This window comes from Thermogemmatispora sp., from assembly GCF_042408735.1.
Lineage (GTDB): Bacteria > Chloroflexota > Ktedonobacteria > Ktedonobacterales > Ktedonobacteraceae > Thermogemmatispora.
The window spans coordinates 1-12,090 of the sequence record NZ_JBHOQV010000028.1 but is presented as its reverse complement, the minus strand read 5'-3'; the positions used below and the strand labels follow the sequence as shown (position 1 = coordinate 12,090).

At 61.4% G+C, this 12,090-nt stretch carries 9 protein-coding genes; 8 read left to right on the top strand and 1 reads right to left on the bottom strand.

The window, feature by feature from the left end; genetic code table 11:
* The first annotated feature begins 11 nt into the window (after positions 1-11).
* The 6 genes from ACFMO7_RS02025 to ACFMO7_RS02000 all read left to right on the top strand — a co-directional run bounded on the left by ACFMO7_RS02025 (position 12) and on the right by ACFMO7_RS02000 (position 7,300).
* On the top strand, positions 12-884 hold the full coding sequence (locus tag ACFMO7_RS02025; RefSeq protein WP_376793871.1) for a [LysW]-aminoadipate kinase: 873 nt from the start codon (positions 12-14) through the stop codon (positions 882-884).
* The gene (locus ACFMO7_RS02020; protein ID WP_376793870.1) at positions 881-3,256 is read left to right on the top strand and encodes a [LysW]-lysine hydrolase; all 2,376 of its coding nucleotides are present in this window, start codon (positions 881-883) and stop codon (positions 3,254-3,256) included. Before ACFMO7_RS02025 ends, ACFMO7_RS02020 begins: the two co-directional genes overlap by 4 nt.
* On the top strand, positions 3,253-4,404 hold the full coding sequence (locus ACFMO7_RS02015) for a LeuA family protein (protein WP_376793869.1): 1,152 nt from the start codon (positions 3,253-3,255) through the stop codon (positions 4,402-4,404). The genes ACFMO7_RS02020 and ACFMO7_RS02015 overlap by 4 nt, the downstream gene beginning before the upstream one ends.
* On the top strand, positions 4,392-5,645 hold the full coding sequence (locus ACFMO7_RS02010) for a 3-isopropylmalate dehydratase large subunit (RefSeq protein ID WP_376793868.1): 1,254 nt from the start codon (positions 4,392-4,394) through the stop codon (positions 5,643-5,645). The genes ACFMO7_RS02015 and ACFMO7_RS02010 overlap by 13 nt, the downstream gene beginning before the upstream one ends.
* A gap of 69 nt (positions 5,646-5,714) precedes the next feature.
* On the top strand, positions 5,715-6,203 hold the full coding sequence (locus tag ACFMO7_RS02005) for a 3-isopropylmalate dehydratase small subunit (protein ID WP_376793867.1): 489 nt from the start codon (positions 5,715-5,717) through the stop codon (positions 6,201-6,203).
* Positions 6,200-7,300, top strand: a complete 1,101-nt coding sequence (locus tag ACFMO7_RS02000) for an isocitrate/isopropylmalate family dehydrogenase (RefSeq protein ID WP_376793866.1) — start codon at positions 6,200-6,202, stop codon at positions 7,298-7,300. Before ACFMO7_RS02005 ends, ACFMO7_RS02000 begins: the two co-directional genes overlap by 4 nt.
* Before the next feature lie 180 nt (positions 7,301-7,480).
* Here the strand turns inward: ACFMO7_RS02000 and ACFMO7_RS01995 are convergent, their stop codons facing one another.
* Positions 7,481-8,776 carry a phosphatidylserine/phosphatidylglycerophosphate/cardiolipin synthase family protein gene (locus ACFMO7_RS01995; protein WP_376793865.1) on the bottom strand — a complete coding sequence of 432 codons (1,296 nt, stop codon included), beginning with the start codon at positions 8,774-8,776 and terminating at the stop codon, positions 7,481-7,483.
* A gap of 585 nt (positions 8,777-9,361) precedes the next feature.
* Here ACFMO7_RS01995 and ACFMO7_RS01990 point away from each other — a divergent pair.
* Both ACFMO7_RS01990 and ACFMO7_RS01985 read left to right on the top strand, forming a co-directional pair.
* A complete protein-coding gene (locus tag ACFMO7_RS01990) occupies positions 9,362-11,161 on the top strand; it encodes a hypothetical protein (protein WP_376793864.1) in 1,800 nt (599 codons plus the stop codon).
* A complete protein-coding gene (locus tag ACFMO7_RS01985) occupies positions 11,145-11,933 on the top strand; it encodes an RAMP superfamily CRISPR-associated protein (protein ID WP_376793863.1) in 789 nt (262 codons plus the stop codon). Before ACFMO7_RS01990 ends, ACFMO7_RS01985 begins: the two co-directional genes overlap by 17 nt.
* The last annotated feature ends 157 nt before the right edge of the window (positions 11,934-12,090 follow it).

The window sequence follows — 12,090 nt, the reverse complement described above, 5'->3', positions numbered from 1 at the left end:
GAGGCACGGGCATGACTCTCGTTGTGAAGATTGGCGGCGGTGCCGGTATTGACGCGACGCCGGTTGTTGAAGAGATCGCGCACCTGGTTGCTGAGGGAGAGCGGGTAGTGCTGGTGCACGGTGGCTCGCAGCTTACCAATGAGTTGAGCGAGCGACTGGGCCATCCGCTACAGGTGCTCACGGCTCCCAATGGTATGACCAGCCGCTATACCGATGCCGAGACCCTACGTATTTATGCCATGGCGGTGGCTGGCCAGATCAATACCGAGCTTGTGGCGCTTTTGCAGCGGCGTGGGGTCAACGCGCTGGGTCTAGCCGGAGTCGATGGGCGCCTGCTGCTTGCACGGCGTAAGACGGCCCTACGGGCGGTCATGCCGGATGGGCGCGTGCGGGTGGTGCGCGATGACTACAGCGGGCAAATCGAGAGGGTAAATGCTTCGTTGCTAGAGCTGCTGCTGGGGGCGGGCTATACGCCGGTGGTGGCGCCGCTGGCCTTGGGACTGGAGGGAGAGCGCTTGAACGTTGATGGCGATCGCGTGGCGGCTGCGATCGCGGCGGCTCTGGGAGCGGAGACGCTGGCGATTCTGACCAATGTGCCGGGGCTGCTGCGTGATCTGGCCGATCCGGGCAGCGTTGTGCCTCTGATCGCCTCCCATGAGCTGGAGCGCTATCTGCCTTATGCCCAGGGGCGCATGCGGAAAAAGCTGCTCGGCGCTCAGGAGGCCCTGGCCGGTGGCGTGCGCCGCGTCTACATCGGCTCCGGCTCGCTGGCAACCCTACTGGCGGGTCAGGGAACGCTCATCAGTGCCTCCCCGGCTCTGGGCGAGGCCGAAGCTGTTTCTTCCTCCTGCCTTCCGGCCCTATCAGCGGAGGTGCGGCGATGAGCACCCTTAGCGAGCCGGTCACTGCTTCCGAGACGCTCATGGAGCTGGAGCGCGCCTATAGCAGCGGCGTCTACAACAAGCGTCCGGTGGAGATCGTGCGTGGTGCGGGGGCACTGCTCTGGGATGCCAATGGGCGCTGTTATATCGACTGCGCCTCCGGTCATGGGGTGGCCAACATTGGACACGGGCGAACGGAGATCGCGGCGGCGCTGGCTGCTCAGGCCCAGCGCCTGATCACCTGTCCCGAGAGCCTCTACAACGACGTGCGCGCCGCCCTGCTGGAGCGTCTGGCTGGCGTGATGCCCTCTGGCTTGAGGCGCTTCTTCCTCTGTAACAGCGGGGCCGAGGCCGTCGAAGGAGCCATCAAGTTTGCCCGTCTGGCAACCGGACGACCGGGCATCATTGCGACGCTGCGCGGCTTCCACGGGCGTACCTTTGGGGCGCTCTCGGCCACCTGGGAGCGTAGCTATCGCGAGCCGTTTGCGCCGCTCGTACCTGGTATCACGCATGTACGCTATAACGATCTGGCGGCGGTAGAGCGTGCGCTTGACGAGCAGACGGCGGCAGTGCTGATTGAGCTGGTTCAGGGAGAAGGCGGCGTTCATGTGGCCGACCCGAGCTACGTAGGCGAGCTGGCCAGGCTCTGTCGGGAGCGGGGAGTCCTGCTGATCGTCGATGAGGTGCAGACCGGCTGTGGGCGCACGGGGCGGTTCCTGGCCTGCGAGCATTATGGGCTGCAGCCAGATCTGCTCTGCCTGGCCAAGGGGATTGCTGGCGGGCTACCAATGGGAGTAGTTGCGCTGGGCGAGCGCGTGGTCGCCAGCGGGCGTCTCGTTCCGGGTGTCCACGGAAGCACCTTCGGCGGCAACCCGCTCGTCTGCGCGGCGGCCCTGGAGACGCTCAACATCCTGGAACGCGAGGGACTGGCCGCAAGAGCGGCGCGCCTGGGCCAGCATGCTCTGGAGCGGCTGCGGGCTCTCGAATCGCCGCTGATCCGTGAAGTACGGGGTCTAGGTCTCTTGCTCGGCATCGAGCTGCGCACGCGCGTCCAGCCCTATCTGGAAGCCCTGCTGGAGCGCGGGGTACTGGCCCTGCCGGCGGGTCCCAATGTCATCCGCCTGCTGCCGCCTCTGGTTATTAGCCAGGAGCAGCTTGATCAGGCCCTGGACCGCCTGGCGGAAGTCTTGCAAGCCGGGCAGCCGGTGGCTGCGGCGGCTCCGTCCACTGTGGAAGCTGCGGCCCGCGCTGACGCTGCTCCCGCGGAATTGGCGCCGGAGGTTGAGCTGCTCTATCGCATGGTAAGCATTCCAAGTCTCTCGGGCCAGGAACGTTCCCTGGCGACCTGGTTAGCCGGCTACCTGCCGCGTCTGGGCCTGCGGGCCACCCTGGATGAGGCGGGCAATCTGATTGCCACGGTTCCCGTGGCTGCCGGGTTCGCCCAGCGGGAGCCGCTGCTCTTGCTCGGTCACATGGATACGGTCCCTGGTGCTATTCCGGTCACCTTGCGCGAGGGGAAACTCTACGGGCGTGGCTCCGTTGATGCCAAAGGCCCTCTGGCGGCCTTTCTGGCTGCGGCGGCCCGTCTGGCGAGACGCCGCGATCTGCGGCGCCCAATTGTGGTCATCGGGGCCGTCGAGGAAGAGGCGGCAACCTCCCGAGGAGCGCGCGCCGTTGTTGACCGCTATCGTCCCTACGCCTGTATCATCGGTGAGCCGAGCGGCAGCCGGGCGGTGACACTCGGCTACAAAGGGCGGTTGCTCGTCGAGGGGCACGTCGTGCGTCCCTGTGGTCATAGCGCCGGGCCACGCCAGACGGCGGCGGAAGAGGCAGTGGCCTTCTGGGAGCGGGTCAAGCTGCATGCGGAGGAATGGAACCGCCTTCATGGTGGCGGCTCTCCTTTTGCGGCGTTACAGCCGGTGCTGCGTAGCATCGAGAGCGACCAGGATGGTCTGCATGAATGGGCAAGGCTGCGAATCGGCTATCGCCTGCCGCTGGCCTGTTCAGCAGGGGAGCTGCGTGAGGAACTGCGGCGTTGGGCGATGGAGGCCGGGCTAGAAGTCGACTTCAGCGGCGAGGAAGCTGCCTTCCAGGCACCGCGCACGACCAGGCTGGTGCGCGCCTTTGTGCAGGCCATGAGGGCAATGGGTATCCAGCCTGCCTTTAAGGTTAAGACCGGCACCTCCGACATGAACGTAGTTGGGCCGGTCTGGGGACCGGAAATTGTGGCTTATGGTCCCGGTGATGCGCGCCTGGATCATACGCCCGAGGAACACCTTGCTGTGGAGGAATATATGGAGGCCATTGCCGTACTGGAGCGCGTGCTCACGAGCCTGGCCCAGGACATGGCTGGAGGGAAGGAGGGAGAGCAGTGAGACGACCGCTGTCTATTTTGGATACGACCCTGAGAGAGGGAGAGCAGTTTGCCGGCGCCTTTTTCAATCTGGAACAGCAGATCACCATCGCGCGCATGCTCGATGCCTTTGGCGTTGACTTTATAGAGGTGCCCTCGCCGATCGCCTCGCCTCGCATTCGCGAGGCGATCGAGCAGCTCTGTGCCCTGGGACTGCGCGCGCGCATTGTGACTCATGTGCGTTGCGTCGAGGCCGATGTTGAGGCGGCTCTGGCGACGCCGGTAGCTGGCATCAATCTTTTCTACGGTACCTCACCCGAACTGCGCTCCTATAGCCACGGCAGGCGCATCGAGCGGATCATCGCCGATGCCGTGCCTCTCATTCAGCGCATTCGGGCGGCGGGACGCTACGTCCGCTTCTCTGCTGAGGATGCCTTCCGCAGTGATCTGGTCGACCTGTTGACCGTCTTTGATGCCGTGGTAGAGGCTGGAGTGGAGCGTATCGGACTGCCGGACTCGGTCGGCATTGCCACGCCGCGCCAGGTGGAGCGCATCATTCATCTCTGTGCCGAGCGCTATCCTCACGCAGGCATTGAATTTCACGGCCACAACGATAGTGGCTGCGCCATTGCCAACACCGTGGCCGCCTATGAGGCCGGAGCCGACTGCCTGGATGTGACCGTCCTGGGGATCGGTGAGCGCAACGGCATCGCCTCCCTCAGCGGCCTGGTGGCCCAGCTCTACCTCCATTATCCCGAGGCCCTGCAGGGACGCGATTTGAGACAACTGGCGCCTCTCGATGACTATGTTGCTCGCTGTCTTCATCTGCCTATTCCATTCAATAACCCAATTACGGCGCCATATGCTTTTACCCATCGGGCTGGTGTCCATACGCGGGCCATTCTCAACAACCCTCGGGCCTATGAGATCCTCAATCCGGAGGACTTCGGCCTGGAGCGGCGAGTAGACCTTGGTTCGCGCTTCACGGGCAGCCATGCTATCGCTCATCGGGCGGCGGAGCTGGGGCTGCAGCTCAGCGATGAGGAGGTGCGTGAGTTGACCTGGTCGCTGAAGACTCGCGCTGAGGAGGGACCGCTTTCGCCAGAGGCGGTCGATGCCTTTATTCAATCCTGGTATGAAGAGCAGAGGAGTACCGCATGGGAACGCTAACGGAAGAGATCTTTAGCCATAAACTGGGCCGGCCTGTGAGTGCCGGTGAGATCGTTATCGTCGACGTCGACCATGTCATGAGCCACGACACGACCTCGCCGCTGGCCATTCAAGCTTTTCGCAAGCTCACGGGCGAGCGTGGGGGACGGGTCTTTGATCCGGCTCGGGCCCACATCGTCTTCGATCACATTGTGCCAGCGGCCACGGTGGCTGCGGCCACCTTGCAGCGTGACATTCGTGTCTTTGCCCGTGAGCAGGGTATCCAGATCCTACAAGAGGGCATCTGTCATCAGGTGATGCCGGAGCGCGGCTTTGTGGCTCCGGGTGAGATTATCGTTGGAGCCGACAGCCATACCTGCACCTACGGCGCGCTTGGGGCCTTTGCTACGGGCATGGGGTCCACCGATATTGGCGTTGCCTATGCCACGGGGAGAAGCTGGTTCCGCGTGCCGGAGACCATCAATGTGCGGCTGACAGGTCGTCTGCAACCCGGCGTCTACGCCAAAGATGTCACCCTGGAGCTGGTGCGCCGCATTGGGGTGGATGGCGCTAACTATCGAGCCCTCGAGTACAGTGGTCCCCTGGTTGAGGCTATGTCGATCAGTGAGCGTTTCACGCTCTGTAACATGGCGATCGAGATGGGGGCCAAGACCGGCCTGGTGGCGCCCGATGCCACGACCGAGGCCTGGTTACGCGGACGCGTTGATCGCAGCTATCCGATGTTGCGGCCCCAGAATCCGCGCTATGAGCGCGTAGTCGAGGTTGACGTTTCGGAGCTGTCGCCGCTGGTGGCCTGCCCGCCCGACGTCAACAACGTGGTGCCGGTTGAGCAGGTCGAGCATATTCAGATCGATCAGGTGTTTCTGGGAACCTGCACCAATGGCAGGCTGGACGACTTGGCGATCGCTGCCTCGATTCTGCGCGGTCGCAAGATTCATCCTAACACGCGCATGGTGGTCATACCGGCCTCGCGCGAGGTCTATCTGGAGGCTCTGCGTCTGGGCTACATCGAAATCTTTATCCAGGCGGGGGCCTCGGTTGGAACGCCCGGCTGCGGGCCTTGCATCGGTCGCCACTTTGGCGTACTCGGGCCTGGTGAGCGGGCTTTGACGACGATGAATCGCAATTTTACTGGGCGCATGGGTGACCCCACGGCAGAGATCTATCTTGGGAGTCCGGCGACAGTGGCGGCCACGGCCATCACCGGGCATATTACTGATCCGCGTCCGTTTCTGGCCTGAGCCTGATCCACTGCGGACACTCTCGCGAGCGCAGGAGCAGGCGAGTAGCTGAAGGAAGGAGTAGCGAGCATGGGACGTATCTGGAAGCTCGGCGATAATATCAATACCGATGTCATTATTCCTGGACGGTACAATGTGACGACCGATCGGGCACAACTGGCAAAGTACTGTCTTTGTGAGATTCTTCCCGAATTTGCGACGCAGGTGCGCCAGGGCGACATTATCATGGGAGGACATAATTTTGGCTGTGGCTCCTCGCGCGAGCATGCGCCGGCGGCTATTCAGGCCAGCGGGGTCAAGGCCGTGGTGGCACGCAGCTTTGCGCGCATTTTCTATCGCAATGCCATCAACATTGGCCTGCCGGTGCTCATCTGTGAGGAGGCGGTTCTGAACAGCGAAGACGGGCAGGAGGCCGATGTTGACCTGGAGCGTGGGCTGATCACCAACCTGACAACCGGTCAGCAGTTTCAGGCTCAGCCGTTGCCGCCCTTTATTGCGAAGATCGTGGAGGCCGGCGGCATCATTGAGTATATCCGCCGCGAGGGGACGCTGCGATGAGGGCCGCTATCTTCCGTCGCCAGCTTGCTGATGGGGAACAGCCCTTGATTTGTGTGGTAGCGGGCGATGATGCGGCGCCAGAGGTTGTCTGGCCCACGGTTGAGATATTGCGTCGGCTGGTGCCGGAGCTACGCTTTGTTGAGGGAAGCAGCGGGCGCGAGGCTCAGGAGCGCTACGGGAGCGCTTTCCCGCAGGAGACGCGGGAGCTGATTGACCGCGCTGTCTGTACGCTCTTTGGGGCCAGTGGGGGACCAAGCCGGCCCGTGCTCTGGTATTTGCGCTGGGGCAAGGAGACGCGGGTCAACATTCGTCCCGTACGCTGGCAGCCAGGCTATCGCAGTCCGCTGCGTGAGCCGGAGCGCGTCGACTACGTTATTGTGCGCGACAATCTGGAGGGGATGTATCCGCCGCGCGAAGGGGATCTGTCTGAGCTGGCCGCCTTGCCGAGCAGCAGAACCTGGTGGCTGCCACCCCCGGTCGATCGGCAGGGGGCCTATGCGCTGCGTATCTGCACCGATGAGCAGATGGCCTATGTGGCGCAGGCTGCCTGCGAGCTGGCGCTCTGGCGTAAGGCTCAGGGCTATCGTGGTCGGGTGACCCTGGGGGCCAAGTATTCGATTCAGCCGCGCACCGATGGACGCTTTCGCGAGATTGTGCGCGAGACGGTGCGTCGCTGTGGGGAGTTGGAGTATCAGGAGTTCCTGATCGATGATCTGGCGCGGCGCATGGTGGCTGAGCCTGAGAGCCTGGATGTAGTTGTGCTCTCGAATGAGCATGGCGATATTCTGGCGGATATGGCCGCCGGCTGCATTGGGGGCCTTGGTTTGGCACCAAGCGGTTGTTATGGTCCCGCTTATGCCTATTTTGAGCCGGTGCATGGCTCGGCTCCGGATCTGGCGGGTAAGGGGGTGATCAACCCCACGGCCATGCTGCTTTCGGGCGCTATGTTGCTGGATTATCTTGGCTATGAGGAGCAGGCTCAGCGTCTTGCCGGGGCGGTCGCCGAGGTCTATCGGCGAGGACAGGCGCTACCTCCCGACCAGGGAGGCACGGCTACAACGGCTGAATTCGTGGAAGCGGTGAGGCAGGTTCTTTAAGGTCAAGTTAAGTTAAGTAGAGTAGAGAAGAAGGGGAGCGCGCTCTGCCGAGTCCGGCTGGTATTCCAGGGTGTCGAGAACTCGGGAGCGCGCTCTTTTTGGTCGGTTGGTTGGAGAGCCGCGAAGCGCAGAGCGATTCGCCAACCAGCCAGCCGGACCGGGGATGATGAACCGCGCTGGTCAGGTGAGGAAGCGTAGAGGGGCCAGGATCCATTCGCTGAGGCGCACGTACCAGGGGCGCTCTTCCCAGTCCTCGAGGCTTAGCTCGAAGGCGTTGGTCTTGTCGTATTTGAAGAGAACCTCCATCTGGCGGGCCAGATCGCCGTTGTAGATCTCGACGTTGATCTCGTAGTTGCCTATCGAGCTGAGGCGGTCGAGATTGGCGGTGCCGATGGTTGACCATTCGCCGTCGATGGTGCAGGTTTTGGCGTGGAGCATGTGGCGATAGCCGAAGATGCGGATGCCGGCCTTGAGGCATTCGCTGAAGTGGCTGCGCGAGAGCCAGTCGGCGATGATGTGGTTGGACATCCAGGGGACGAGAATCTCGACGTCGACGCCACGCCGGGCGGCAGCCTTGAGGGCGTCGAGCAGAATGGAATCGGGAACAAAGTAGGCGTTAGTGAGGTAAATAAACTTCTGGGCGCGGTCGATGGCCTCGATGTACATGTCACGGATGGGGAACATGAGGCGCATGGCGCTGGTGCCGCGCACGTTGATGAGCGGGTTGAAGCAGCGCGGGTGGCGCCTGGTGATGCGTTCATAGGCGGGTACGTGCTGGTTCCAGAAGTCGACGAAGGACTGGGCCAGGTCGGCGGCGGCTGGCCCGCGGATGCGCAGGTGGGTGTCGCGCCAGCTGGTGGCGTAGGTTTCGCCGATGTTGTAGCCACCGATGAAGCCGATTTTGCCGTCGACGACGAGTAGTTTGCGATGGTCGAGAGCATAGCGTCGCGGATCGAAAAGATGCCAGGGGTAGCGGAACGCCTGGTACTGGAGCACATGAATGGTGGGAGGGAAGATTTTGAATTTGCGCGGGACGACCAGGTTGGCGAACCAGTCGAAGATGACGTAGACGGCAACGCCTTCTTCGGCTTTGCGAATGAGGTGTTCTTTAAAGGCGCGGCCAACGCTGTCGTCTTTCCAGATATATGATTCCAGATAAATGGTTTCTTGAGCGGAGTCGATGGCGGCGAGCATATCGTCGTAGAGGTCGCGCCCGTAGTCGTAGAGCTGCAGGTGGTCCTGTCCGATGGTGACCTCGGCAAAGCGCGTGTGTGGGAAGCCGCCCTGGGGAAGGTAGCGCTTGCGCTGACGCGAGATAACTTGCAGGATGATCAGGGTGATGGCCTGGGCGCTGAGGATGGCCCCCACGGTGCGTAGGAGCAGGCGCTTAAGGGAGAAGTGGCGTGCGAGGGAGATGAGCAAGGCCATCGCTATGCTTGTTGGGCTGCTGCGCTCTCGATGCTCTCTATGCCTCATGTGGTTTTCTCCGTTCGTACTGTCTGTGAGGATGGCTGTTGTGTGTTCTCTCTGGCTGGTTCATAGGCTCTCGGTCCGGCCCAGTCCGGCCCGGCTGGTCCTGCTAGTGCCGATGGCGGCTGGCTGAGGTACCCCCGTTGTCCTCTGCTGTTCCCGGCTGCCTTGATATGATAGCGTACTTTGCCCCCTCGGGGAAGGTGAGAATGGAGCAGGGGTGAAATTCTCCGGCTCGTTACTGCCCTTATGAGAGAGGACACCTTTTACTCTCTAGCCATAACTCGCTCATGCTTCCGCATAGGTATTGCTGGTCACTTGTGTAACGATAGATTGCCAGATTTTCATATGTAAGGTATATTTACACGTCGTAGGGGTTGAAAAAGTGGCGAGATTTTTTAGTAAAAAATAGTGATCCTATTCAGGGTAACGTAGTTGGTTGATAGGTGTATTAGTGAAATTCATAAAAATTTGTGAAGAAAATCATATACCCCTTTGAAGTGGGAGGGCTATAACTATGCTATACTCCTATTGCTTGCCGGGTAGGGCAGCTAGAGAGCGCTGTAGACATCAGAAGGAGGTAGTGCAGCTGTGGCCTATGCGCTGGTAGCGCTCGACACCGATCGTATCAAAAACTACGTCTTCAGCACCGATCGTCTGAGAGAGATCCGGGGTGCCAGCTCTATCCTCGACCGACTCAACCGTGAGATCATGGGAGCCATCGCCAGGGATCTCGATCCCAACGCGCGGGTGGTCTATGCCAATGGCGGCTCGGGCCTCTTCTTGCTGGCTGAGGACAAATCAGAAGAATTCGTGAGACGAGTCCAGGCCAGATACCGCGAAGAAACCCAGGGTGGGGCTACTGTCACGGGCGCTGTGCAGCGGCTGCCAGCGGAGTTGGCTGAGCCTGATCTCTGGCAGGCTAACCTGCTCCAGCAGCTTGACCTGCTGCGCTACAAGCTGCGCCGCGCCAAGGATTGCCCACCGGCCATCGTGGCCTTGCCGTCTCATCCGCTGCTCCAGCTCTGCGACTCCTGCGGCCTTGCATATGCTGCCGGGCAAAGCCCCTGGAGAGAGCCTCGGGGGGAAGAGCAGCGTTACTGCCCTGTCTGCCTTCAGAAGAGAAGAGAGGATGCTCAGATCAAGAAAAGTATTGACGGCTTGGTGGATGCCAAATTGAGTGGCAAGGCGCTGGACTCTGCTCATGGCGCAAAGCAAGCGGTGCTTTGGAAGAAGCTGATCGAGTTGCTGCCGCTTGATTACTTCCAGGAAGCTGGCCAGCCGTGCAAACCGGAGCGCCCACGTGATATCGATACCTTGCGCGCCGTTGCCAGCAGTGGTCGAGGTAGTGGTAGTGTCAGAGACTATCTCGGCCTGATCTACGCCGATGGCAACGGTATGGGCAGCAGGATTGAAAAGCTCTCGACCCTCAAACAAATCGAAGAATTCGCCAGCGATATCGACGATGCCATCTACGAGGCCCTGGCGAGCGCAGTCGCCGAACACCTCAAGCCGGTCCCCGTGAAGGGCCTGTTGGATGAGGAGGACAACGAGGAGGAGAATGGTCAGGCAAGACAAGAAGCTCAGCCAAAGGGCGACTATTTCTTTCCCTTCGATGTGCTCTTGCTTGGCGGCGACGACCTGATGCTGCTGACCAGCGGTGATCGTGCCCTTAACGTGGCGCTGGAGGTGGCCCGTGTCTTCCGTGAAAAGGCAGGTAAGCAGCAGGGCACACTCTCAGTGGGGGTAGTTTTTGCCCCATTGAAGTATCCTTTCGGCCTGATGCACGATCTGGCGGAGAATGCGCTCAGGTTCGCTAAGAAGCAGGCCCGGGTGGACCAGTGGCGTGACGCCGGAGATGGCAACGACACGCGCATCAATTTCCTGGTTGTAGCTGGTGCCGGCACTCACGAATTTGACTATCTCTACAAGACCGTCTACTGCAAGCGTGAGGCCGACACTGAATTCCGTGCCACGCTGCGCCCCTATTGGCTCCCCGCGCTGGAGAATCTGCTACAAGCCATTCGCGAGGCGAAGCGCCTGGGTTTCCCGCGCTCCAAGTTGCATCAGCTACGCGAGGCCGTGCTCAAAATGAACCGGACCAGCACCGTTCTCGAGGCTCTGGCGTCCCTGCAGGGCTGCCGCGACAGAGAGCGCGAGTTTCTGCTGAAACGGCTCTATGACTTCAGTCAGCGCTATCTCCTGCGCGGGGACCAGTCGATAGAAAACGCTAGTCTCTTCCAGGGTTTCCCGCGTGTCATTTTCCCCTGGTCGCGGCTTCAAGACCAGGGTCAGTCGGGGCGAGAGATCTACCTGACGCCGCTGCTCGACCTGGTCGAACTCTACGATTTTGTGGCAGCAGAGGAGGGCGAGCGTGAAAGCGAGGACTGACCGTCTGTCGATCGATTACAGACTAACCTTCCTTACCCCTTTCCACTTCGGGACCGGCTTCCGTCAGGGGTTGGTCGATCGCACGATCGCGCGCGATCGGCAGGGCTGGCTCTACGTGCCCGGCGCCACCTTCAAAGGGGTCGTCCGTGAGTGCTGCGAACAGCTGGCCCGCACCTATGAGGAGCTGGCAGAAATGTACCATCTCATGGCTACCCCGCACGATGATGAGCTGGCCCTGCGTGGCCTGGGGGCACGTGTGAGTATGATCACGCGCATCTTCGGCTCGCAGATGTTGCCCGGTACGCTCTTCTTCGACAATGCTCGCCTCTTGACGACCGCGGAGACGGCTCCGACTGCAGGGACAGCATCCACGGCGGAAGGACTGCAAGAGTCTCCCGAAGCCCTGGTAACCCCCTATACGCAGGTGCGCCTGCGGCGCCTTACGCGCACGGCGGTCCCTGGTGCCCTCTACACCAGCGAGTTTGGTCGGCGCCATCTAACTTTCTCCGGCACCATTCGCGGCTGGCTGACCTGCCTGCCTCTTGATGAGGAGCCGCGTAGCCCGACTTACTCGCTGCTGCTCTTGCTCGCGGGCCTGCATCTGGTCGAGCAGCTCGGAGCCAACAAGTCAACGGGAAAGGGGCGTTGTCACTGCGACGTGCTGCGTCTGGAAATCAATGGTGAGGAGTATCCTCCCGAAGAATGGCGCGGCTGGCTGGCGCGTCTCGACGAGCTGATGTACTATTCGACGGCGCAGGAGGATGAAGAATGAAAGCTTTCGCCCTGCTGCTGCAAGCCCGCGCACCGCTGGCCATTCGCGCTGATCATGCCCCCTCTGGCTTTGGTTGCCTGGACTACCTGCCTGGCACGAGCCTGGCTGGTAGCCTGGCTGGTCTGCACCGTCTGCTCTATCCGACCCAGCGTGACGA

Coding starts and splice junctions, on each gene's coding strand:
- ACFMO7_RS01995 (WP_376793865.1), bottom strand. CDS start 8,776: ATGAGGCATAGAGAGCATCGAGAGCGCAGCAGCCCAACAAGCATAGCG.
- ACFMO7_RS02025 (WP_376793871.1), top strand. CDS start 12: ATGACTCTCGTTGTGAAGATTGGCGGCGGTGCCGGTATTGACGCGACG.
- ACFMO7_RS02000 (WP_376793866.1), top strand. CDS start 6,200: ATGAGGGCCGCTATCTTCCGTCGCCAGCTTGCTGATGGGGAACAGCCC.
- ACFMO7_RS02020 (WP_376793870.1), top strand. CDS start 881: ATGAGCACCCTTAGCGAGCCGGTCACTGCTTCCGAGACGCTCATGGAG.
- ACFMO7_RS02010 (WP_376793868.1), top strand. CDS start 4,392: ATGGGAACGCTAACGGAAGAGATCTTTAGCCATAAACTGGGCCGGCCT.
- ACFMO7_RS02005 (WP_376793867.1), top strand. CDS start 5,715: ATGGGACGTATCTGGAAGCTCGGCGATAATATCAATACCGATGTCATT.